17 protein-coding genes are annotated in these 22,914 nt (G+C 66.0%); 8 read left to right on the top strand and 9 right to left on the bottom strand.

All coding sequences use genetic code 11. From position 1 onward, the window contains the following. Positions 1–9: 9 nt before the first annotated feature. The 4 genes from HHL13_RS20980 to HHL13_RS20965 all read right to left on the bottom strand — a co-directional run bounded on the left by HHL13_RS20980 (position 10) and on the right by HHL13_RS20965 (position 4,363). A complete protein-coding gene (locus HHL13_RS20980; protein WP_169557930.1) occupies positions 10–1,302 on the bottom strand; it encodes an MFS transporter in 1,293 nt (430 codons plus the stop codon). A 12-nt stretch (positions 1,303–1,314) separates the two neighbouring features. After that, on the bottom strand, positions 1,315–2,214 hold the full coding sequence (locus HHL13_RS20975; protein ID WP_346775622.1) for an amidohydrolase family protein: 900 nt from the start codon (positions 2,212–2,214) through the stop codon (positions 1,315–1,317). Positions 2,215–2,342: 128 nt separating this feature from the next. Continuing rightward, on the bottom strand, positions 2,343–3,374 hold the full coding sequence (locus HHL13_RS20970; RefSeq protein WP_206377182.1) for an amidohydrolase family protein: 1,032 nt from the start codon (positions 3,372–3,374) through the stop codon (positions 2,343–2,345). Then, positions 3,371–4,363: an ABC transporter substrate-binding protein gene (locus HHL13_RS20965; RefSeq protein WP_169557929.1), complete on the bottom strand. Its 993-nt coding sequence runs from the start codon at positions 4,361–4,363 to the stop codon at positions 3,371–3,373. The genes HHL13_RS20970 and HHL13_RS20965 overlap by 4 nt, the downstream gene beginning before the upstream one ends. Before the next feature lie 487 nt (positions 4,364–4,850). Between HHL13_RS20965 and HHL13_RS20960 the strand changes: the two genes are divergently transcribed. The 3 genes from HHL13_RS20960 (at position 4,851) to HHL13_RS20950 (ending at position 7,383) form a co-directional block, all read left to right on the top strand. Continuing rightward, positions 4,851–6,095: a LysR family transcriptional regulator gene (locus HHL13_RS20960; protein WP_169557928.1), complete on the top strand. Its 1,245-nt coding sequence runs from the start codon at positions 4,851–4,853 to the stop codon at positions 6,093–6,095. Between the two features lie 101 nt (positions 6,096–6,196). Beyond that, complete coding sequence (locus tag HHL13_RS20955; RefSeq protein ID WP_169557927.1) at positions 6,197–6,670, top strand: cytochrome c; 474 nt, start codon at positions 6,197–6,199, stop codon at positions 6,668–6,670. Continuing rightward, positions 6,667–7,383: a cytochrome b/b6 domain-containing protein gene (locus HHL13_RS20950; RefSeq protein ID WP_346775621.1), complete on the top strand. Its 717-nt coding sequence runs from the start codon at positions 6,667–6,669 to the stop codon at positions 7,381–7,383. Before HHL13_RS20955 ends, HHL13_RS20950 begins: the two co-directional genes overlap by 4 nt. 4 nt (positions 7,384–7,387) lie before the next feature. Here the strand turns inward: HHL13_RS20950 and HHL13_RS20945 are convergent, their stop codons facing one another. Both HHL13_RS20945 and HHL13_RS20940 read right to left on the bottom strand, forming a co-directional pair. Then, a complete protein-coding gene (locus HHL13_RS20945; protein WP_169557926.1) occupies positions 7,388–7,810 on the bottom strand; it encodes a hypothetical protein in 423 nt (140 codons plus the stop codon). A gap of 116 nt (positions 7,811–7,926) precedes the next feature. Further along, the gene (locus tag HHL13_RS20940) at positions 7,927–10,797 is read right to left on the bottom strand and encodes a TonB-dependent receptor (protein ID WP_169557925.1); all 2,871 of its coding nucleotides are present in this window, start codon (positions 10,795–10,797) and stop codon (positions 7,927–7,929) included. A gap of 344 nt (positions 10,798–11,141) precedes the next feature. Between HHL13_RS20940 and HHL13_RS20935 the strand changes: the two genes are divergently transcribed. Together HHL13_RS20935 and HHL13_RS20930 are read left to right on the top strand one after the other, a co-directional pair. Continuing rightward, a complete protein-coding gene (locus HHL13_RS20935; protein WP_240953948.1) occupies positions 11,142–12,821 on the top strand; it encodes a carboxylesterase family protein in 1,680 nt (559 codons plus the stop codon). Between the two features lie 17 nt (positions 12,822–12,838). Further along, positions 12,839–14,032, top strand: coding sequence for a lactonase family protein (locus tag HHL13_RS20930; protein ID WP_169557923.1), 1,194 nt, complete (start codon positions 12,839–12,841; stop codon positions 14,030–14,032). On the opposite strand, the gene HHL13_RS20925 is transcribed toward HHL13_RS20930, so the two are convergent. Next, complete coding sequence (locus HHL13_RS20925) at positions 14,016–15,269, bottom strand: MFS transporter (protein ID WP_206377181.1); 1,254 nt, start codon at positions 15,267–15,269, stop codon at positions 14,016–14,018. The two genes, HHL13_RS20930 and HHL13_RS20925, sit on opposite strands and share 17 nt — an antisense overlap. Before the next feature lie 193 nt (positions 15,270–15,462). Between HHL13_RS20925 and HHL13_RS20920 the strand changes: the two genes are divergently transcribed. From HHL13_RS20920 to HHL13_RS20910, 3 genes are all read left to right on the top strand, one after another. After that, positions 15,463–17,328: a PD40 domain-containing protein gene (locus tag HHL13_RS20920; protein WP_169557922.1), complete on the top strand. Its 1,866-nt coding sequence runs from the start codon at positions 15,463–15,465 to the stop codon at positions 17,326–17,328. 196 nt (positions 17,329–17,524) lie between these two features. Then, on the top strand, positions 17,525–19,762 hold the full coding sequence (locus HHL13_RS20915; RefSeq protein WP_169557921.1) for a TonB-dependent receptor: 2,238 nt from the start codon (positions 17,525–17,527) through the stop codon (positions 19,760–19,762). A 102-nt stretch (positions 19,763–19,864) separates the two neighbouring features. Further along, entirely contained in the window at positions 19,865–21,556 is a 1,692-nt protein-coding gene (locus HHL13_RS20910) for a thiamine pyrophosphate-binding protein (RefSeq protein WP_169557920.1), read from the top strand. A 3-nt stretch (positions 21,557–21,559) separates the two neighbouring features. Here HHL13_RS20910 and HHL13_RS20905 read toward each other — a convergent pair whose 3' ends face one another. Then, positions 21,560–22,501: a DUF808 domain-containing protein gene (locus tag HHL13_RS20905; RefSeq protein WP_169557919.1), complete on the bottom strand. Its 942-nt coding sequence runs from the start codon at positions 22,499–22,501 to the stop codon at positions 21,560–21,562. Positions 22,502–22,592: 91 nt separating this feature from the next. Further along, positions 22,593–22,826 (bottom strand): hypothetical protein, encoded by a 234-nt coding sequence (locus tag HHL13_RS20900; protein WP_169557918.1) that lies wholly within the window; start codon positions 22,824–22,826, stop codon positions 22,593–22,595. Positions 22,827–22,914 lie beyond the last annotated feature (88 nt).

The raw sequence follows: 22,914 nt of genomic DNA, 5'->3' as shown, positions 1-22,914 counted from the left end.
GTTCAGTCCTCAATCGGCAATCTGGGTCACCTTGGGCGACCATTTCGGGCGGAGCAGGACGACGCAGGCGGCCGCTCCGATCATCAGGAACACCACGATCACCATCATCGGGGCGTCGTAGCTGCCGGTGGTGTGGAGCAGCCAGCCGGACAGGGTCGCCGCGACGCCGCCCGACGCGGTGCCCGCCACCTGCTGCACGCCGACCGACAGCCCGATCGCGGGCGGCGGGATCAGCGTGATCTTGCACAGGGCCAGGTTGTTCGCGGTCGCAAGGCCGAGGCACGAGAGCGAGAATACGTTCCAGAACAGCGCCCATTCCAGGCTGTGCGCATAGGCCCCGAGCAACACCGTGCTCGCCCCGAAAAAGCCCGCGACGATGAACACCTTGCGCGTGACGATCGGATCGTATCCGCGCGCGATGATCCGGTCCGCCGCCCAGCCCGCGACGATCGCCACGATCGCGATCCCGGCAAAGCTGAAGAAGGTGTAGAGGCCCGATTGCTGGAGCGAGAGGCCCTGCGCATCGACCAGATAGGCCGGCATCCAGGTCATGCAGTAGAACGAGAAATAGCCGTAGCAGAAGTTGACGATCATCGCGCCCCAGATGACGGGCGAAGAGATGATGCTGCCAAAGGTCACCGCGCCCGTCTTGCGCCGCTGCGCGGCAATCTCGCCCTTCTTCAGATAGTCCGATTTGACCAGCAGCATCCACGGCACCAGCCAGATCAGCCCGGCAAGGCCGGAGAGGATGAACATCAACCGCCAGTCGAACGTCACGATCAGCCATGCGGCGATCGGCGCGCCGATGGCGATGCCGATCTTGTTGCCCATCGCGAAGATGCCCACCGCCGTGCCCGCATGGGTCTCCGGCATGTTGAGGCGGATCCAGCGATAGCTGGCCGGCGTCACGATCGCTTCGGTCAGCCCCACGATCAGGCGCATGATGAACAGGCCCATCACCGCGGTCATCAGACCGGTCGCGGCGGTCGCGAGGCACCACAGCGCGAAGCACACGGCGTAGGTGTATTTCACGCCATAGCGATCGACGAGCCAGCCCATCGGCATCTGCATCGCCATGTACGACCAGAAGAACGCGCCGGCGACGAAGCCGCGATCGGCGTTGGTCATCCCGAAATGCTCGACGAACGGCTTGTCCGCCAGCGCCGACGAGATGCTCGTCCGGTCGAAATAGGCGATCAGCACGCCCACCGTCAGGAGCGCGAGGATGCCCCAGGGCGCCGCACCGGCTTTCGCGGACTCCGCCGCCGCCGCGGGCGGGGCTCCTGCAACTGCTTCACTCATTGCGACCTCTCCTCAGACGGCGCGCGCTACCCGCGTCTCGTCCGCCAGTTGCGGGTATAGGGACAGTGCGGTCCCGCCGAAAATCCATTCGCGATCGGCGTCCGAAAGCGTCGCCAGCCGGTCCTGCGCGGTGGCGAGGATCTCCGCCAGCGTGCCTTCCGAGGTCGGATAGTTCGACCCCCATGCCAGCCGCCGCGCGCCGAACGTCTCGACCAAAGCCGGGAACAACGTCTCCGGCGTTGCTGCGCCCTTCTTCGAATCGCCCATGATCCGCGGGGTCAGCTTGAGATAGATGGATTCAATGTCCGCCAGTTCGAACAGACTCTTCGCCTGCTCATAGGGCGGCCCATCGGTCACATCGGGTCGGCCGAGATGGTCGAGGATGATCGGCACACCCGGAAAGCGCCTCGCCAGCGCGGTAACGGCCGGCAGGCCCACCGGCCCGGTCTGGATGCACATGGTCAGCCCCAGCTCGCCCAGCAACTCCCACGCCGGATAGGCGCGCGGATCGTCGAGTTCGCTCGGGTCGAATTCCTTGGTGCTGCCCCCGGTGAACACGCGCAGCCCGCCCAGCCCCCGGCCGGCCCATTGCCGGATCGTCGCGGGAGCATCCGGCGCCAGCACATCGACCGACCCCACCGCCAGCAGGCGGTCCGGATAACGGTTGCAGCTGTCGACGACATAGGAATTGTCGAAGCCATAGGTGGTCGAGCTGTGCACCACCGCCGCCTTCGCCACGCCCGCCGCGTCCATCTGCGCGATCAGCGTCTCGACCGTGCTCGGCCGCTCCTGCGACCAGTCGGAGCGTTTCCCGAACAGCGGCGCGGGCGGATAGCGGCCCTCATCGTCGGAAATGACGTGGGGATGGATGTCGATGAACGATGACAATTCCTGCTCCTGATCTTGCCTCACGGGCGCTGCCGCATCGCGGTCGCCCGGCTATTTCGAGGAGGAGCTTTCACCCTTTCAAAGGGTGCGAATAGTTGAACTTCTGCGGCGGGCCATAAGTTTAGGGGCAGCGGCCCGCCGCAGAATCCGGATCAGAGTCCCCGCGCTTTCAGCAGCGCATCGAGGCGCGGATAGACTCGCCGGGCATTGCCTTCGAATATCTTCGCCTTGTCCTCGGGCGAGAGCGGCAGCTGGTCGACATATTTCTTGGTGTCGTCGAAATATTCGCCGGTGTCCGGATCGCGCCCGCGCACCGCGCCGATCATCTCGGACCCGAACAACACGTTCCCGGTCGGGATCACCTTGGTCAACAGCTCGATGCCGGGCAGGTGATAGACGCAGGTATCGAAGAAGATGTTGTCGAGCAGCCCTTCGAGCGGTCGGTCCATCATCTCCAGGCTCATCCCGCGATAGCGTCCCCAATGATAGGGCACCGCGCCGCCGCCATGCGGGATCACCAGCCGCAGCGTCGGGAAGTCCTTGAACAGGTCCGACTGGAGGATCTGCATGAATACGCTGGTGTCGGCGTTCAGATAATGCGCGCCGGTTCCGTGGAAGTTCGGATTGCACGAGGCCGCGACGTGAACCATGCCGGGCACGTCGAGATCGCACATCGCTTCGAACAGCGGATACCATTCGCGGTCGGTGAACGGCTTGCCGGTCCAATAGCCGCCGGTCGGATCGGGGTTCACATTGACCCCGACGAACCCCAGTTCCTCGACGCAACGGCGCAGTTCCGGCACCGAGTTCGCGGGCGGCGCGCCGGGCGATTGCGGCAACTGGCAAACCGGCACGAAATTGTCCGGATACAGCTCGGTCACGCGCTTGACGTTGTCGTTCGACACCCGCGCCCATTCCAGGCTGGTCCGCTCGTTGCCGAGGTGATGGCTCATCAGCCCCGCGATCGGCGAGAACAGGGTCAGGTCGCTGCCGCGCTCCTGCTGGAGCTTCAACTGGCCGCCCTCGATCCCCTCGCGGATCTGGTCGTCGGTCAGGATCGCACCTTCGCTCACCTTCGGCGCGTTGACCGGATCGTCGGCGAACTCGACCTGCTTCGTCCGCCAGTCGCGGAAGCTCTTCGGAACGGTGGTGAAATGCCCGTGGCAATCGATGATCATGGTCATGCTTCCTCGCGCACCGGCGCGGTTTCGGGATCGACGAACAGCTCGCTCATCGACATGCGGCGGGGGGTCAGCCCCTGCTCGAACGCGGTCTTTTCCAGCGCCTCGATCGTCGGCCGGTTGGCTTCGATGCCATAGGGCAGCGGATCGGCGCCGACGATCTTCTGCAGCTTGCGATACTTGTCCGCGCCCGCCCCGGTCGCTTCGCCCGAATTGAGCTTCGCCAGCCACTCGTCCTTGGCGCGGGTGAAGGCGTCGTTGAGCGACCGCGCGATCCACGGATGCTCGGCCAGCACCGCATCCTTGACCACGATCGTGCCGTGCATCGGATAGACGCCGGTGCGCGCATAATATTCGGCTTCGACTTCTGCGGCGTTCGGAATGAGGTCCGGATAATTGGCCTCGACTTCCTGCCAGCCCCCGGTCGGCGCGCCGGTGCGCCCGATGCCTGCCGCCGCCTCGACGCCCGCCTGCAGATCACCCTTCGCGATCATCTCGGCCAGCGACGTGCCTTCGGGCGCATGGATCACGTTCGCCGGCAGCTTGAGCTGGGTCACATGCTCCTCGTCATCGACCACCCAGGTGACCTTGCTGTTGTCGAGGCCATATTCGTCGATGAACACCTGACGGATCCACACGCCGGTGGTCACCGAATAGGCGCGCACGCCGACGCGTTTGCCTTCCAGATCCTTCGGCACCCTGATCCCCGCATCGGGCCGCACCAGCATGCCCGCATGGTGGAACCGGCGCACCACGAAGATCGGCAGCGCCACGAACGGCGCGCCATAGGCACGGGCGATGATGTAGGTCGTCGGGGCCAGTTCGCACACGTCGAACTCGACATCGCGCACCATCCGTCGGAACGCGCCGATCTGCGGCTTCACCGTGATGAACTCAGCATCGACGCCTTCGATCTCGATCTCGCCGCTGCGGATCGCCGAAGTATGCGGGTGCTCGGCCACCGCGATTTTGAGATGAACTTTGCCGGCCATGCTGCTCTCCTGAATGCATGATTGTGGGAAGGCGCGGCAACCCGTGCCGGCGCCTCGGCCCCGCTTGATCCCAGAAGCGCCCCGCACCCCCTCACCGTCAATCGGGCGGTCTCAAATCTTGGGGTCCCCGCCGCATTATCAATCGCCGCGAATGCCGGAGCGGGTGATCGGATTGCGGCCCGTGGTGATAAGTTTTGCGCAAAAATGGGCGATCAATTCTGTGCTGCATCGCACATAAATTTTGTGAAACCGGGCGTCGAACCGGTTCGCTTCACGCCGTTTTCGACCCAACAGTCTTATGTCATTAAATTTCATATTATCAGTATCTTGATCGAACACCCTCCAGCAAGAATCGCCTCATTCTGCGGCTCCATCGACATCCATCGCGCTGCAAGCCCGATCACGATCGGCGATAAATACCCCGCAGCCCGGCCCATTTTCGGCGGTATAAATTCCTGTTATCCGGAGCCAACGGAGAGGAATAAAAATGACGAAGATGGATCCGCAGGGCCGGGCAGAATCCCTCAGCTTCCGCCAGCTCAAGCTGTTCGAAAGCGTCGGTCGCCTGAACAGCGTCCGCAAGGCTTCGGAAGAGTGCAACCTCTCCCAGCCCGCGGTCACCCAGTCGCTCGCCAAGCTCGAGCAGCAGATCGGCGTCACCTTGCTCGATCGCCGCGCCAGCGGCAGCTACCTCAACGAACTGGGCGAGATCTTCCACCGCCGCGCCGCGCGCCTGTTCGCGCAGATCGAAAGCGCGCTGGTCGATCTCGGCGTTCCCGGTGGCCCGGCCGCGGCCACGGTCATCGCCCGCCGCATCTCCAAATCGCAGGCGCGCAGCCTGATCGCCATCGTCGAGACCGGCTCATTCGCCCAGGCCGCGGAATCGCTCGGTCTTTCGCAAGCCTCGCTCCAGCGCGCCGCCCGCGACCTCGAGGTCAATCTGCGCAAGCCGCTCTATTACCGCACCGCCGCCGGCGTGATGGTCACCCCCGCCGGGGTCGAATTCGGCCGCAAGATCCGGCTCGCCACGCAGGAGATCGAGTGGGGAATCCGCGAGATCGAAGCCGCGCAGGGCAGCTTCCACAGCCAGATCGCCATCGGCGCCATGCCCTTCGGCGGCAGCGTCCTGCTCGCCTCGGTGCTCGACGATTTCGTTTCGGCGCATCCGCGGGCCGATGTGAAGATCGTCAACGAGAGCGCGCCGGAGATGCTCAAGAGCCTGCGCGCGGGCGCGGTCGATTTCGTGATCGGACTGGTGCAGGAAACGACCGCCGACGACCTGACCAACGAAGCCCTGGCCAAGACCCCCTACACCGTCGTCTGCCGCCGCGGGCATCCGCTGCTGCGCAAGGGCAAGATCGGGATCGAGGATCTGCTCGACTATGACTGGGCGGTCGGCACGCCCGGATCGAGCCGCCGCGCCTGTTTCGAGCGGCTGTTCGCCGGCACGCCCAACGGCCCCAAGACCTCGATCGCGACCTGCTCGCTGCCGGTCATCCGCCACCTGCTCGCGCGCAGCGACCGGCTTACGCTGATGACGACCTACGAGCTGATGCACGAGGACGATACGCTCGCGGCGATCCCGCTCGGCCAGATCGAGCCCGCTCCGTCGATCGGCGTCACCATGCGCGCGGGGTGGCTGCCCACCCGGCTCCACCTCGACTTCATCGAGCTGCTGCGCAAGCACATGACCGAGACGACGGTGCGCCCGCTGATCCGCAAGGCGGGCTGACGTCGCGCCGAAACTTATAGCCGCCACCTCCGTTTTGGGCTGCCCCCGCCCCGCGCGCGGCGTTAGGCTGGGGCCCTTGGGAATATCATGAGGAGGTCGCGTTGAATCTTGGCAGGATCGGAGGGGCGCTTGCCCTCGTGCTCGCGGCAACGCTCGCCGGATGTTCGTCGGGTTCGTCCGATGGCAATGGCGCCGCCGCGGCCGAAAATCCGCGCGAAGCGAAGTTCAAGGCTATCGCCAAGGCCAACAAGGCAATCACCGAGGAGTTGAAGAAGGACGCGCCCTCGGTCGACACGATCCGCACCAACGCGACAACGCTCGCCGGGCTGTCGAGCCAGGTGCCGAGCTGGTTCCCCACCGGTACCGGCCCCGAATCCGGCATCGACACCGAAGCGAAGCCCGCCATCTGGGAACAGCCCGCCGAGTTCAGCACCGCCGCCGGCAATTTCGACACCGCGGTCAAGGCGTTGAACGCCGCCGCGACCGGCGGCGACATCGCCGCGATCCGCACCGCCGCCGCCGCGGTCGGCCCGACCTGCAAGGGCTGCCACGACAAGTTCCGCGAGAAGAAGTGACCGGCGAGCCGGCGGACGCACCGATCGAGACCGTCCCGCCCCCACGGCCGCTGACCCGGCTGTGGGATTTGCCGGTGCGGATCGTCCACTGGAGCTTCGCGCTGCTGCTGCCCGCGCTGTGGTGGACGTGGAGGTCGGGCGACATGCCGACGCACCGGCTGCTCGGCTATATCACGCTCGGGCTGCTGATCTTCCGCCTCTATTGGGGTTTTGCCGGCAGCGCGACCGCGCGCTTCGCTTCGTTCGTGCGCGGCCCGCGCGCGATCCTGGCCTATGCGCGCGGCCTGTTCTCGAAATCGGGTGAGAGGATCGTCGGCCACAACCCGATCGGCGCGCTCAGCGTCATCGCCCTGCTCGGCGCATTATGCGTGCAAGTCGCGCTCGGCCTGTTCGCGCAGGATGTCGATGGACTCGAATCCGGCCCGCTGGCGATCTTCGTGTCCTACGACACGTCCGATCTCGCGGGCGATCTCCACGCTCAGGTCTTCAACCTGATCCTCGTCTTCGTCGCGCTCCATCTGCTGGCGATCCTGTTCTACGCCCTGTTCAAGCGCGACAATCTGGTCACCCCGATGATCACCGGCCGCAAGGATCTGGGCGATGTCGACCAGCCGCTACAGGCGCCGTTGTGGCGCGGCATCACCGGCGTGGTGCTGGCGGTGGCGATCAGCTGGTGGGTGTCGGAAGGCCTGCCGCTGCCGGGCGTGGGCTGAGCGACTAAGCGCCGTTGCACCTGACTTGTATGGTTCGTGTATTCAAATCCAATTCCACTGTGATCCAGCTGCATCCTCCATCTTTGGCACTCGGTAAAAACCGGTAATTGTCGAACCAGCGGCGTTCTCCGGCTGACATGCCTTTCGGCGGAGGGCAGAATAGCGAAACTTGAGCACCCTCCTGCTCATGCTCCAGCGCCATTTTGCAGAATTCTGGATAAGGTTCATCGGGCTGAAAGTAGACCGCACGCACACGCCTGTTTGGAGCATAAGCATATGCTCGCGCATAATGGCTCAGCGGCGACGCATCCGGTGGAAGCCGAACATTCTTCTCTATTTCGTCTATCAGAGCGGCCCGCGCCGGTATCGCTGAGGGCGCGCATCCATTCAGAATTGCAGCAACAAGAGGCCACAGCCAGATACGCATGGGGGCCGTATCCCATCGCAACACGATGTCCGCAACCAATCCGCCAGAAAAGAAAAGCCCCCCGGCCGCGAGGGCCGGAGGGCGAGGAGGGAAGTTTCCGATGAAGGAACGATGGATCAGAATTTCACGCGCACGCCCGCGGTCCAATAGCGGCCGATGGGATCGTCGGTGATCGCGAAGCCGCCGAAGCCGCCCGGCGACGTCGCGGTGCCCGGCGAGTTGGCCGGGGGCGGCGCGGCATCGAACAGGTTCTGGACGTTCAGGAACACCTCGGCCTTACCGTTGCCGGCCGTCGGCAGTTCCCACGCCACATTGAGCGACGCCTGACCGAACGGCGCGATCGTGCCTTCGCCCGGCGCCCACACCACCGTGGGATCGCCCCACAGCTTCATCCGGTTGCGCCAGCGATACATGCCGCTCACCTTCAGCCGGTCGGTCACCGCATAGCTGGCCATCGCGGTCAGCCGGACCGAGGGGCTGGCGGTGAGGCCGGCCGAACCGAAGGCAACCCCGCCCTGATCGATCGTCGGCACCGAAGGCTGGATATAGCGGATGTGCGGCTGGTACGCGGCGAGACCGCGCAGGCTGAACGGCTGGCCGAACAGGCTGCCCGCATAATTGGCCTCGAAATCGACGCCATAGGTCTTGATCTGCGCCAGGTTCACCGGGCGGACAAGCCACGACGTGACCACGCCCGCGCCGTTCCGCACGATCAGGTCGCAATAGAGCGCCACGCCGTTGATGTTGCAGCCATTCTGGATGTTGGGCTGGAAGCCCTGCACCGTGGTGATCGCGCCATCGATCTGGATGTCGTAATAGTCGACCGCGAAGCTCAGCCCCGGCGCGAAGCCCGGCTTGTACACCGCGCCCACCGTCATCGTCTTGCCGATCTCGGCGGTCAGGTTCGGGTTGGGCACGTTGACCGAAGGCACCTGATTGGTCGCGCCGGTCAGCAGGTCCTGATTGTTGACGATCACCACCGACGTCGGCGCATAGAGATCGTTGAGCGTAGGCGCGCGGATGTCCCGCGACAGCGTGCCGCGGAAGCGCAGATCGTCGGTCAGCTGCCAGTCGAGACCGGCCTTCCACGTCCAGTAATCGCCTACCGTGTCGTACTTTGTATAGCGAACCGCGCCGTTGACGCTGAGCGAGCGGGCGATCGCCGAATCCTTGAGCAGCGGCACATTCACTTCGCCCGCCACTTCCCACACCGACTGGTCGATCTGCGGGCTGGACGGGAAGGTCCCGCGATACAGGAAGGTGCCCGCCCCGGTGGTCACGTTGCGCGGCGTGCAGTTGTAGCGGAGGTTGGTGCAGTCCGCATACATGGACGGCGTCGCCGCGCTGGTCGATTCGAAGGTCTGGCGCCGCCATTCGCCCGACAGCGCGACCGTCACCGGCCCTGCCCAGGTATCGAACGGCGAGCCCGCGATATCGGCGATGATGTCGTCCTGATTGGTCTTCGCGACGTACAGCGTATCGTCGAGGATATAGTCGAGCGCGGCGATGCTCGACGCGGTCGGGCCGAACAGGTTGAGCGGCTGGCAGTTGGAATAGGCCGCCGCGGTCGCCGCCTGCGTCGCGGCGTAGCAAGTGGGCACCCCGCCGACGAGCACCACGTCCAGCGCGGCCGACAGCTTCTGGTTGTTGACGTTGTTGCGCAGCAGCGTGCTGAGGCGTGAGGAACCGCGGGTATAGGCGAAGTTCCAGTCGAACCCGCCGACCTTGCCGTTCAGCCCGACGGTGAACATCAGCTGCTGCGATTCCGGCACCGCGTTGGCGCGCTCCGGCTGGGTCAGCATCCGGTTGAAGGTGAAGGTCGCGGTCGGGATCTGCGCCTGATAGGCCGGCGCGAGGAAGCCGTTGGTGCGGCTCAGCGTGATGCTCTGGAGCTGGACCTCGTCGGTGTAGAACGAGTTGCGCTTGAACGTGCCGCTGCCCAGCACGAACAGATTGACCGTATCGCTGACTTCGAAATCGAACCGGCCGTAAAGCTGGTGCATCCGCTGCTCGGCCTTCATCGTCAGGTCGACATAGCCGCCCGATCCGCCGACCTGGGTATTGGCGGTGCCCGGATAGGCGGTGCCGTTGGTGAAGGTGCTGAGCACGCCGTCGGTTGCGAAATACTGGCCGTTGATCGCGCACGCGCCGGTGCAGGTGATGCGTCCGCCGAACGGCAGATTGGCCAGGGTCGCGTCGGTGATCAGGCGATAGGGCGCGGCGGCCGTGCCGCTGCCCACCACCACCGGGCGCTTGTACCAGTCGCGCGCCGAGCGGCGGTCGACGCCCTGATCGTCGCGATATTCATAGCTGGCGGTGAAATGGCCGCGCCCTTCGAACAGGCTGCCGCCCACCGCAACGCCCGCCGCCATCTGGCCGCCATCGCCATATTCGGACATGCCGCCCTGAACATAGGCGCGCACGCCGCTGAACTTCTTGTTGGTGATGAAGTTGACCACGCCGGTCACCGCGTCCGAGCCATAAACGGCCGAGACGCCGCCGGTGACCGTGTCGACGCGCTCGATCAGCAGCTGCGGGATCACGTCGGCGTCGACGATGTTGCTGATCGAGGTCGGCGGCACGCGGCGGCCGTCGATCAGGACGAGGTTGCGGTTGGCGCCGATGTTGCGGAGGTTGAGCTGCGCCGCGACGCCGTTGCCGCCGCCCACGCCGCCGGTCGCCGACGGGTTGCTGGTCTGGCTGCGCGATCCGGAGAAGACCGGGAGGAGCTGAATCGATTCGGTCAGGCTGGTGGGGCGGACGCTGGTCAGCGTCTCGGTCGTCACCACCGTCACCGGCACCGGGCTGGTATTGCCGTTGGTGATCGTGCGCGAACCGGTAACGACGAGTTCGTTCGCGGTATCCGGCGCTTCGGACTGCGCAGTATCGGCAGCATCGGGCTCGGCTGACTGAGCAAGAACGGCCGGCGCCGAAACAACAAAAGCAGCGCTGCAAAGCAGAGCCGACATGATCTGGATCTTTTTCATTCTACCCTCTCCCTGCACCATGCCGACCCGATCTTGTGAATGCTTCCCGCCGGGTGCGGCATACTTACAACGTTGTCATACGGAGACGTCGGCTTCGGGGAATTCCGATGACTGACGATCGTGCCGCATTGTCGGTGCTTAAAATGCATGGGCGGGCCGCCTTTGCCTCATTGGTTTCCGGTCGGTCCATATTGATTTTAATTTTGAGCCCTGCCGCCGCGCGGGGGAAACTTATCGAGCGGCGCGGTAAACCTATCGTCCGCGCCGCGCCCCGGCCCTGTATATCCGCGCCAAATGCCCGGATTTCGCGCAAGGCGGAGCACCGGGCTGCATGGAGAGCGATTATGGCCCGCAGATTTCCCCGCACGTCCCTGATCTGTTCGGCGATCGCGCTGACCGGCTTCGGCGCGGCCGCTCCGGCGCAGAACGTGGCGGCGCCCGCCCCCATCGAAACCGTCCGCATCGACAGCGGCCGCCTTTCCGGCGTCCCCGGCCGCGATGCGTCGATCCGGGTGTTCAAGGGCATTCCCTATGCTGCAGCGCCGGTCGGCGATCTGCGCTGGCGTCCGCCCGCGCCGGTCAGGCCGTGGCAGGGCGTGCGCAAGGCCGACGATTTCGGCAATCTCTGCCCGCAGCACGATCCGCGCGTGAAGTCGCTGCCGATGGGCGAGGATTGCCTGACCGCCAACGTTTGGACCGGCGCGGCTTCGGCGAAGGAACGCCGCCCGGTCTATGTCTGGATCTACGGCGGCGGCTTCAACGAAGGTTATGGCGCCAACCCGCAATTCGACGGCGAAGGGCTGGCGAAGAAGGGGGTGATCGTCGTCACCTTCAACTATCGCCTCGGCCCGCTCGGCTTCCTCGCCACGCCGGACCTGAGCAGGGAATCCGGGCATAATGCGTCGGGCAATTACGGTCTGATGGACGACATCGCGCTGCTCAAATGGGTCCAGCGCAACATCGCGGCGTTCGGCGGTGATCCGAAGCGGGTGACGATCGGCGGCCAGTCCGCCGGCGCGGGCTCGGTCGGCTTCCTCTCGATGAGCCCGCTGGCGAAGGGCCTGTTCCGCGCCAGCATCGCCGAAAGCCAGGTCCGCCACCCGCGCGACCTCGAGCTGCGCTACCTCAACACCTCCACCCGCACGATGAAGGGCGCGGAGGCGGCGGGAGTCCGCTTCCTCGGCGATCGCAGCACGCTCTCGCTGAAAGAACTCCGCGCGCTCCCGTGGCAGCAGTTGATGGAAGGCAGCGGCGTCGCCGATCCCGACGTCTATACCGGCAGCCCGTCGCGCCCGCCTTTGTTCCGCCCGGTGGTCGATGGCTGGATCGTCCCGCGCACCTATAACGACACGCTGACCGGCGGCACGCAGAACCCGGTCACGTATGTCGCGGGCAACAACAAGGACGAAAGTGGCGCGGTGCCCGAGACGGCATTCGAGGCGCTGCGGTCCAATCCGCCAGCCAACCGCCCCGGGATGCCGCACACCAGCGTCACGCTGGCCGTCTATCAGAACTGGGCGAAGACCAAGTTCGGGCCGATGGCCGGCGAGTTCCTGACGCTCTATCCCGCCACGAGCGACCTCGATGCCGCGCGCGCCAACAACGAAGCGGTGCGCGACAATTCGCGCATCTCGACATATCTCTGGGGCGTCGAATGGACCCGCACGGTGAAGCAGCCGGTCTTCACCTATTTCTGGACCCATGCGCTGACCGGTCCGACCGAGAAGCTGCGCGGCGCGTTCCACGGGTCCGAGATCATGTACATGTTCGACAGCCTCGACGCGAACGACCTGCCCTGGACCGAACAGGACCGGAAGATCGCGGACATCATGTCGTCCTATTGGGCGAACATCATCATCAAGGGCGATCCCAACGGCCCCGGCCTGCCGTTGTGGCCCGCCTATGACGCGGCGAAACCGCAGGTGATGGAAGTCGGCGATGCGTTCGGCCCGGTCCCGGTCGCCTCCAGTCCCGAGCGGTTCGAATTCTGGAAGCGCTTTTTCGCGTCGCAAGATGCATGGTGACGGCCGGAGGAGTGCCCATGACCGATCGCCAGTCCCGTTTCCCGCGCCGGACGATATCCGCATGTCTGGCGCTGGCGGCGTCGGCGGTGGTCCTCGGGCCATTGCCGGCGACTGCGCAACAGGCCGCGCCCTGCACCGAGGAATGCGGCGACCAGCTCGTTTATATCGGCACCCAGGCCAGCGATCCCGGGCAAGGCATCTTCGCCGCCCGGCTCGACAGCCGCACCGGCAAGCTCACGCCCATCGGCATGGTTGCGGAGATCCGCCGCCCGACCTGGCTGGTCGCACGGACCGACAAGCCGATCCTCTATGCCGTCAGCGAAGTCGGCAACGACAGCGGCAGCGGCGGCGAGGTCCTCACCCTGATCGCCGATCGCAAGACCGGCCAGCTCCGCATCGCCGGCCGCATCGGATCGGGCGGGGCGAACCCGACCCATCTCGCGCTCGATCCGAACAGCCGGACGGTGGCGGCGGCGCATTACGCCAGCGGCCATGTCGCCGCGCTGCCGATCCTTGCCGACGAGACTCTGGGCGTCCCCGCCACGCAGAAGAACGAAGGCAGCGGCCCGCACCGCCGCCAGCAAAGCCCGCACGCGCACGGTGTCGCGTTCGACCCCGGCCACCGCTTCCTCCTCGCCGCCGATCTCGGGGCGGACAAGCTGTTCGTCTATCGCTACGACGCCGCGAAGCGCGCCCTGACGCCCGCCGACCCCGTCTCGGTCGGGGTCACGCCGGGCACCGGCCCGCGCCATCTCGCCTTCCATCCCGGCGGCAAATTGCTGTTCCTGATCACCGAGATCGTGCCCGAAATCCGCACCTATCGCTGGGACGCGCGCGCCGGCCGCCTGACCCTGGCCCAGTCGCTCGTCATCCCCTTCGACGAAGCCACGCGCGCGATAACTAACGGCGCCGAACTGCTGCCGAGCGAGGACGGCAAGTTCCTCTACGCCTCCCTGCGCGGCGAGGATCTGATCATCGCCTACGCGGTGGACAGGAACAGCGGCAAGCTGACCGAGCTTCAGCGCATCCCGGCAGGCGGGCAGAAGCCGTGGAGCTTCGCCATCGCGCCGAACGGCCGCTGGCTGATCGTCGCCAATCAGGCGTCGAACGTCGTCACGGTGCTCGCCCGCGATCCCCGCACCGGCAAGCTGACCGCCACGGGCAACTCGATCGACGTGCCCAAGCCGGTGAACGTCACCTTCCTGCGCTAGCCTCGAAATTCTCCGCCTTGCGCAGCGAGGGGAACCAGCGCGCCCATAGCAAAGTGATTGCGATCGCCCCCGCCCCGCCCGCGACCACTGCCGCGACCGGCCCGATCAGCGCGGCGAGGAATCCGGACTCCGCCTCGCCCAGTTCGTTCGAGGCGGAGATGAACAGCGTCGAGACCGCGCCCACCCGCCCGCGCATCTCGTTCGGCGTGGAGAGCTGGATCAGCGACTGGCGGACATAGACCGAGAACATGTCCGCCGCGCCCAGCACCGCGAGGCACGCCAGCGACAGCGGGAACCAGCGCGACAGGCCAAAGCCGATCGTCGCCACCCCAAAGATGCCCACCGCCGCCAGCATCTTCACCCCCACGCCGCGCGACAGCGGCGCCCATGAGAACCACAACGCAATCGCCATCGCCCCCACCGCCGGGGCGGCGCGCAAATGCCCCAGCCCTGCCGGCCCCACATGCAATATGTCGCGCGCGAAGATCGGCAGCATCGCCGTCGCCCCGCCCAGCAGCACCGCGAACAGATCGAGCGAGATCGCGCCGAGCACCAGCTTGTTGTGGAACACATAGCCCAGTCCCTCGACCATCTGCCGCCACGGATTGCGCGATCCGTCGATCCCGGTGCGCGTGATCGGGCGGATCAGCATCATGCTGAGCAGCGATCCCGCCAGCAGCGCCGATCCGACGAAATAGGGCGCATGCGGCGCGACGGCGTAGAGATAGCCGCCCATCGCCGGCCCCGCGATCCCGCCGACGCGTCCCGCGATCGCCGTCGTCGCCACCGCGCGCGGCAGCAATGCGGGCGGCACCAGATTGGGCGCCAGCGCGCTCTGCGCCGGCATCGAGAATGCGCGCGCCACCCCCAGCAGCACCGCCACCGCGAACAGCACCCCCAATGTCATCCCCCCTTCGAAGCTGAACCAGCCGAGCGTCGCCGCGCACAGCAATTGCAGCGCGATGCACAGCCGCGCGATCAATCGCCGGTCGACCCGGTCGGCGGTCCAGCCGGTGACCAGCACCAGCGCGAACAAGGGCGCGAACTGCGCCAGTCCGATCAGCCCGAGTTGCAGCGCGGCCTGCTTCAGCCCCATCGTCTGCCGGCTAATGTCATAGACCTGCCAGCCTATCACGATCACCATCGCATTCTGCGCCAGCGTCGAGCAGAGCCGCGCGGTCCAGAAGCAGCGGAAATCGCGGATTGCGAAGGGATGCCGCGCGTCGCTCAAATCCATGTCTCCATCTCCGGTGCGGCTTCGCCTTAGTCCCGGCGCGCGCGCACGGGCCGATAAGAAGCGCGCACGAAGCATCGAATTGATCGCCCCTCCCGGGCTTGTGATTGGACCCGCTGGCGCGGCGACCGGCACAAGGGCACGATCAACAAGGATGGGTTGCCGCGATCCGCAGGCCGCCCACGAGGAGGGAATGATGGACCGCCGCGCGTTTCTGGGCGTATTTCCGGCTGCCGCACTTCTGACGAGCGAGGCCCGTGCGGGCCTGACCGATCCGAAGCGCAAGAAGGGCGTGATGCTGATGAACCGCATCGCCCCGGCCATTTCCGAACTCCGCATCGCCGACATCGACGGGTCGAACGAGCGCAAGCTGCTCGCCGACACGAAGTACGAATATAACGGCGTCCACGCCCCCGGCGGCTTCGTCTTCACCTCCGAACGCAATGGCGACGGCCAGTCCGATATCTTCCGCGCCCGCGCCGACGGCACCGGCATCGTCCCGCTGGTCGCCGGCGCGTCGATGGACGATGCCGGGGTGCTTTCGCCCGACGGACGCCAGCTCGCCTATGTCTCCACCCGCAAGGGCTATCGCGCCAATATCTGGGTGCTCGACCTGCGCAGCGGGCGCTCGCGCCAGCTGACCGGAATCGGCGCGGTGCGCGGCAAGGAAGGCAAGCCCGATTGTTATTTCCGCCCGCAATGGTCGCCCGACGGCAAGTGGATCGCCTTCTCGTCGGACCGCGACACCCAATGGACAGGCCATGACGGCGGCGCGGGCTGGGAGCATACCCAGGAACTTTCGATCTACGTCATCCGCCCCGACGGCACCGGCTGCCGTCAGGTTGCGACCAAACCCGGCTATTGCCTCGGCTCACCCAAATGGTCGCCCGACGGCCGCCGCATCGTCTTCTACGAAATGACCGTGGAGGCAACCTGGGGCGCCCGCCGCCCCAATTATGTCGGCAAGGCCTATTCGCAGATCGTCTCGGTCGATGTGGCGACGGGGGACCGCGTCGAGCATACGACGGGCACCGATCTCAAGCTCCAGCCGCAATTCCTGAGCAATGCCGAGATCGGCTATCTGGTGAAGTACGGCCCGAACGAGGGCCTTGCCTACACTTCGGATCGCCCCGCGCTGAAGCGCAGCTTCATCCGCGCGCCGAGCTGGTCGGCGGACGGCAAGTCGGTCGTCTATGAAAAGGTCGACTTCAAGCCGGTCCGCCCACTCTACAAGCCGCTCTACAGCTGGGACAAGGACTGGGACTACAAGCATGTCGACGTCTTCCCGCTATTGTCGCGGGACGGCTGGATCGTCTTCACCGAGAAGCAGCTCGGCAACAGCTCGATCTGGATCATGCGCCCCGACGGGTCGCAGCGGACCAAGGTGTTCGAAAGCAGCGGACGCGGGCTCGACGAGGCCAAGGTCCGCATGGGCCTTGCCGGCGCGTTCCAGCCGGCCTGGTCGCCCGACGGCCAGTGGATCGTCTTCGGCCTCGGCTACTGGTTCTTCGAACGCAACAGGATGACCGCCGCCTTGTGGCGCGTCCGCCGCGACGGCACCGGTGCCGAGCAGCTTACCGACGGCACGGTCCATTCGGGCTTCCCCAGCTATTCCGCCGACGGCAAGCAGGTGGTGTTCCGCGTGTGGAGCGCCGAGGAGAAGGGCCTGCGTATCCTCGATCTCGAGACGCGCCAGATCCGCAAGCTGACCGAAGGCTATGACAACCTCCCCGGCTGGTCGCCCGACGGCAAGCGCATCGTCTTCACCCGCAAGCGCACCGAAGACGGCAATTTCGACATCTACACCATCCATCCGGACGGCACCGGCCTGTTCCGCTGCACCGACCATGAATCGAGCGACGGCCATGCCGTATGGACCGCCGATGGCCGGATCATGTGGAGCGGCTCGCAGCACGGCTTCCGCGACGAAGCCGCGCTCTACGACCAGACCTTCCAGCAATATGGCCAGATCTACGTCATGAACGCCGACGGCACCGGCAAGCGCATCCTGACCGACAGCAAATGGGAAGATTCGATGCCGCTCTACCTTCCCGCGAAATAACCGCGAAACGAACGGGAGGAACTGGCCATTCCTCCCAATATTTCCTGACAACGTTGACCCGTGAAAATAGCTTTCACGAAAGCTATCGGTGTTCGCGGCTTTCTGATCATGGGCGTTGCGGCCGATCCTCATAGACAGACTTGCCGATCCTCGCACCAGACGAGGCGGATGAGGCTCGATATTGGGGAGGACTATGATGATTTCTCGCGACAAGCTTTCGCTGCGTGCGGCCATGCTGGCCGGCGCCTGTCTCGCGATCCTCGCGGCGGCTCCGGCCAGCGCACAGGATGCCGCGCAGGACGATCCCGCCGCTCAGGGCAATGACGAGATCGTCGTCGTCGCCCAGAAGCGCGCGCAGAACGCACAGGACGTGCCGATCGCCATCACCGCGCTGGGCGGGGACGACATCGCCAATAGCGGCATCTCGGGCACCGAGGACCTCAAGGCCGCGGTCCCCTCGCTCAACGTCACCACCGCAGTCGGCGGCTTCGGCCTGCCCCGCATCCGCGGCGTCGGCGCGACCGGGCAGGGCCCCGGCATCGAGAACCCCGTCGCGGTCTATGTCGACGGCGTCTATTACGGCGCGCCCACCGGCGTCCTCCAGTCGCTGTTCGACGTCGAGCAGGTCGCGGTGCTCAAGGGGCCGCAAGGCACCCTGTTCGGCCGCAACGCCACGGGCGGCCTGATCCAGATCACCACCAAGGGCCCCGACTTCAAATGGAGCGGCAAGCTCCAGGCAGGCTATGGCAATTACGATACGGCCAACTTCGCGGGCTACATCACCGGCGGCGTGACCGAGACGATCGCGATCAGCCTGTCCGGCCAATATGAGAATCGCGCCAAGGGCTTTGCGAAGAACCTGTTCACCGGCAACGACGTGATGGACGGCAGCAGCTGGTCCGCGCGCGGCAAATTGCTGTGGGAGCCGGGCGCCGGCACCTCGATCCTGCTCTCGGCCGATTATAACGGCCGCGACGCTTCGGAACCCGCCTTCCGCCAGTTCAGCCGCAATTCGCTCGGCCAGATGCTCGCAGGCTCGGAGCGCGACATCGTCGCCGATGTCGATCCGCTGCTGCGCTCGCGCCAATGGGGCGCCAGCCTCACCTTCACCCAGGATCTGGGCGTCGCCGAGCTGAAGAGCATCACCGCCTATCGCCGCTCCGAACTGCGCACCCTGTTCGATCCGGACGGCACCACGCTGCCGCGCATCCGCGTCGACAACAACAATTACGACAAGCAGTTCACGCAGGAGATCAACCTCGTCTCGCAGGGCGACGGTCCGCTGAAATGGGTGATCGGCGGCTTCTATATGTGGAACGAGGCCGGGCAGGATCCGGGCCGCACCACCGGCCTGCTCACCTTTGGCGGCAACGGCTATTCGGACGACATCTATTCGGTGTCGGTCAAATCCATCTCGGGCTTTGCCGAGCTGACCTATGCGATGACGGACTCGACCAACGTCATCGGCGGCTTCCGCTACACCAGCGACGATCGCTCGTTCGTGTCGCACCAGGTCGACTTTAACGGCGCGACCAACACCACCACGGTCAGCCCGACGATCACCGGGCAGAAGACCTTCAACAAGCCGAGCTGGCGCCTGTCGGTCGATCACCGTTTCTCGCCCGAGCTGCTGATGTACGCCAGCTACAATCGCGGCTTCCGCGGCGGCACCTATAATCCGCGCGGCAGCCTCACCAGCGTGCTCGCGCCCGAAGTGGTCGATGCGTTCGAGATCGGCTTCAAGTCCGACCTGTTCGATCGCCGCGTCCGCCTCAACGTCGCGGCCTATTATTACGATCAGGACAAGGTGCAGGTTCAGCAGGTCATCGCCGGCCGCAACAATGTCTATAATGCCGATGGCGCGGAGATTTACGGCTTCGACGGCGACATCACTTGGCAGCCGACGCAGGGCCTCCGCCTCTTCGCGGGCGTCAGCTACACCCATGCCCGCTACAAGTCGTTCACCAGCGCGGTGATCTCCTATCCCTTCCCGCTGACACCGGGCTTCGTCATCCCCGCGGGCCAGTCGTGCCTGGGCACCTTCGGCAATCCCTTCGCGCAGACCGGCGGCAATTGCCTGCTGATCGGCGATCGCTCGGGAACGCCGCTGCAGAACACGCCCGAATGGACGTTCAGCCTGGGCGGAAACTACGACATCCCGACCTCGATCGGCACGTTCACGATCGCGGGGAACTACTACTACAATGACGGCTTCTTCGGCTCGCCCGATGGGCGCGTCAGCCAGCCCAGCTACAATCTGCTCGACGCCTCGCTCACCTGGCGCGCGCCGGGCGACGATGTCTATGTCCGCATCTGGGGCAAGAATCTCACCGACGATTTCTACCGCAACCAGCTGAGCGCCACCAATGCGGGCGACAACGGCACCGCCGGGGCCCCGCGCACCTATGGCGTGACACTCGGCCTCGACTTCTAAACCGGGACCGGGAGGGCAGTTTCAATCGGCGCGCCGCGCTTTTGAATGGCCCTCCCGATTTCGCCTGAGCCTAGCCTTTCCGCATCTAGCGGAAAGAACCCGATGACCACGATTACCGGCGCCGAAGCGGCCGTGCGGATGCTCCAGCACCACGGCGTGAAGCACATCTTCGGCCTGTGCGGCGACACCAGCCTGCCCTTTTACGACGCCCTCCACCGGCTCGATCATGGCATCGACCATATCCTCACCCGCGACGAGCGCAGCGCGGCCTATATGGCCGACGCCTATGCCCGCGTGACGGGCAGGCCCGGCATCTGCGAAGGCCCCAGCGGCGGCGGCGCGACCTATATCCTGCCCGGCGTGATCGAAGCGAACGAGTCCTCGGTCGCACTCCTCTCGATCACTTCCGACGTGCCCGTCACCGCGCGGGGCCGCTATCCGCTGACCGAGCTGGACCAGAAGGCGCTGTTCCGCCCGCTGACCAAGTGGAACGCGGTCGCCGATCACGTGACGCAGATCCCGCATCTCTTCCGCACCGCGTTCCGAGCGATCACCACCGGCCGCCCCGGCGCGGCGCATATCGGCCTGCCCTATGATCTCCAGAAACAGGATCTCGACGCCGGCCAGATCTGGGCGCAGATCGAGCATAGCCGCTTCCCCGCTTTCCGAACCGCGCCCGATCCCGATCTGGTCGCCTCGGCGGCGGACGTGATCCTCGCCGCGAAGCGCCCGGTCTTCGTCTGCGGCGGCGGCGCGATCCTTTCGGGCGCGACGGCCGAGCTGATCGCGCTCGCCACCCTGCTCGACGCCCCCGTCGCGTCCACCGTCAGCGGACATGGCGTGATCCCGGACAATCACGCGCTGGCGGTCGGCGTGGTCGGCGCGAACGGCGGCACCGATCAGACGCGCGATGTGATCGCCGATGCCGACACGGTCGTCTTCATCGGCTGCCGCGCCGGCTCGACCACCACCGAGCACGGCACCGTCCCCGCTCCCGGCGTGCCGATCGTCCATATCGACATCGACCCGATGGTCGTCGGCGCGAACTACCGGATCGAAGCCGGCCTTGTCGGCGACGCCCGCCTCTGCCTTACCGCACTGGCCGCCGAGATCGCCCGCCGCCTCGACGGCACGCCGCGCAACGCCGATACCGCCACGCGCCTCCACGCGATGCGCCACGCCAAGCGCACCGGCTTCGAACGCCTCGCGCAATCGACCGAGACCCCGATCCGCCCCGAACGCGTCCTCGCCGCGATCCAGAAGGCGCTGCCTGCGGACGGCATCGTCGTCGCCGATCCCGGCACGCCCTGCCCCTATTTCTCGGGCTATTTCGATTTCGAAAGCACCGGCCGCCGCTTCATCACCAATCGCGCCCACGGTGCGCTGGGCTTCTCGCTCTCCGCCGCGATCGGCGCATGGTACGGCGCGCAGGACAAGAAGGTCGTCGCGGCGATGGGCGACGGCAGCTTCGGTTTCACCGTCGGCGAACTGGAAACGATCGTCCGCAAGAATATCCCGGTCACGCTCGTCGTCTTCTCCAACGCGTCGTTCGGCTGGATCAAGGCGAGCCAGAAGGACGGATATGGCCAGCGCTATTTCTCGGTCGACTTCACTCGCACCGATCACGCCCGCATCGCCGAAGCCTATGGCCTCAAGGCATGGACCGTCCGCGATCCCGTCGAACTCGACGCGGTGATGCGCGCCGCCATCGCCCATGACGGCCCGACTTTGGTCGACGTGATCTCGCAGCCGCTGGAGGAATCCGCCGTGCCGGTCAGCCGCTGGATGGGGTGAGGCTCAGTGCGCTGCGTGCGCCCGGTGCATGATCCGGTGCAGCGCCAGCGCGATCACCGCGCCCACCGCCAGTCCGAGCAGTCCCGAGAGCAGCGCCGTCGTCACCCAGCCGAGCACGCCGCCCAGCGCACCGGTGGCGTGCTTCACCGCGTCCGCCGCATCGTGGATCAGGTGCGCCGGCGCGCCGAAGCCCAGCACTTCCATGCCGTGCACCAATATGCCGCCGCCAACCCAGATCATCGCCGCGGTGCCCACGGTGGAGAGGAAGCCCATCACCACCGGCATCGCCTTCACCATCCCGCGCCCCAGCGCCCGCACGCCGCTGGCCCGGCGCTGCGCCAGATGCAGCCCGATATCGTCCATCTTCACGATCAGCGCGACCACGCCATAGACGCCGATGGTGATCGCGATGCCGACCAGCGCGAGTACCACGCCCTGCGTCAGGATCGGCGAGGTCGAAACGTCCGCCAGCGCGATCGCCATGATCTCGGCCGACAGGATCAGGTCGGTGCGAATCGCCCCGCCCACCTTGGACTGCTCCAGCGTCGCGGGATCTTCCGGCTCGGCATCGGGCTCGGCCTCTGCATGTTCGCCGAACGCCTCGAGCAGTTTCTCCGCGCCTTCGAAACACAGGAACGCGCCGCCCAGCATCAATATCGGCGTGATCGCCCAGGGCGCGAACGCGCTCAGCAGCAGCGCGGCGGGCAACAGGATCAGCAGCTTGTTGCGCAGCGATCCGATCGCGATCTTCAGGATGATCGGCAGTTCGCGATCCGGGGACAGGCCGACGACATAGCGCGGCGTCACCGCCGTATCGTCCACCACCACGCCGATCGCCTTGCTCCCGGCCTTGCTCGCCGCCGCGCCGACATCGTCCAGCGAAGCCGCGGCGAGTTTCGTGATCCCCGCAATATCGTCGAGCAGGGCAACCAGACCGGAGGGCATAGAATCTCAATCGTCAGAGGAGAACCACGGCGCTGTAGCAGATTGCCGCGCGCCGATGCGACAATGATCGTCGCACCGCTTCGATCCGCTTTCAGCCTTCCACCGCCAGCGGGACTTCCAGCCGCAGCGTATCGAGCAGCCGCTCGATCGCCGCATTCTCCGTCGTCGTCCCGGTGGGCGCGACCGACCAGTTGCCCGGCCCGTGCGTCGCCGGATCGTAAACCCGCACCGGCCCCACCGCCAGCCGCCAACGCCGAGCGGTTCCGCCGTGCCGCCGCATCAGCCGGCTGACGATCAGGTCTTGAATCTGGCTCGCGGTCTTCATGCCCCGCTCTCAGCCGGAAAGCCGCGCCTTGGCAACCATCTGCGCCATCGGCGGCAAAAGAAGGATTGCGTTGCCGCGACCGGGGCAA

The sequence above is a fragment of the Sphingomonas sp. G-3-2-10 genome, assembly GCF_012927115.1.
Classification (GTDB): domain Bacteria; phylum Pseudomonadota; class Alphaproteobacteria; order Sphingomonadales; family Sphingomonadaceae; genus Sphingomonas.
This window is presented reverse-complemented; position numbering and strand designations above follow the sequence as displayed.

Excerpts from the sequence above, each read along its gene's own strand:
- HHL13_RS20980 (WP_169557930.1), bottom strand. The coding sequence starts at position 1,302 with ATGAGTGAAGCAGTTGCAGGAGCCCCGCCCGCGGCGGCGGCGGAGTCC.
- HHL13_RS20970 (WP_206377182.1), bottom strand. The coding sequence starts at position 3,374 with ATGACCATGATCATCGATTGCCACGGGCATTTCACCACCGTTCCGAAG.
- HHL13_RS20965 (WP_169557929.1), bottom strand. The coding sequence starts at position 4,363 with ATGGCCGGCAAAGTTCATCTCAAAATCGCGGTGGCCGAGCACCCGCAT.
- HHL13_RS20960 (WP_169557928.1), top strand. The coding sequence starts at position 4,851 with ATGACGAAGATGGATCCGCAGGGCCGGGCAGAATCCCTCAGCTTCCGC.
- HHL13_RS20945 (WP_169557926.1), bottom strand. The coding sequence starts at position 7,810 with ATGCGTATCTGGCTGTGGCCTCTTGTTGCTGCAATTCTGAATGGATGC.
- HHL13_RS20940 (WP_169557925.1), bottom strand. The coding sequence starts at position 10,797 with ATGAAAAAGATCCAGATCATGTCGGCTCTGCTTTGCAGCGCTGCTTTT.
- HHL13_RS20935 (WP_240953948.1), top strand. The coding sequence starts at position 11,142 with ATGGCCCGCAGATTTCCCCGCACGTCCCTGATCTGTTCGGCGATCGCG.
- HHL13_RS20930 (WP_169557923.1), top strand. The coding sequence starts at position 12,839 with ATGACCGATCGCCAGTCCCGTTTCCCGCGCCGGACGATATCCGCATGT.
- HHL13_RS20925 (WP_206377181.1), bottom strand. The coding sequence starts at position 15,269 with ATGGATTTGAGCGACGCGCGGCATCCCTTCGCAATCCGCGATTTCCGC.
- HHL13_RS20920 (WP_169557922.1), top strand. The coding sequence starts at position 15,463 with ATGGACCGCCGCGCGTTTCTGGGCGTATTTCCGGCTGCCGCACTTCTG.
- HHL13_RS20915 (WP_169557921.1), top strand. The coding sequence starts at position 17,525 with ATGATTTCTCGCGACAAGCTTTCGCTGCGTGCGGCCATGCTGGCCGGC.
- HHL13_RS20910 (WP_169557920.1), top strand. The coding sequence starts at position 19,865 with ATGACCACGATTACCGGCGCCGAAGCGGCCGTGCGGATGCTCCAGCAC.
- HHL13_RS20905 (WP_169557919.1), bottom strand. The coding sequence starts at position 22,501 with ATGCCCTCCGGTCTGGTTGCCCTGCTCGACGATATTGCGGGGATCACG.
- HHL13_RS20900 (WP_169557918.1), bottom strand. The coding sequence starts at position 22,826 with ATGAAGACCGCGAGCCAGATTCAAGACCTGATCGTCAGCCGGCTGATG.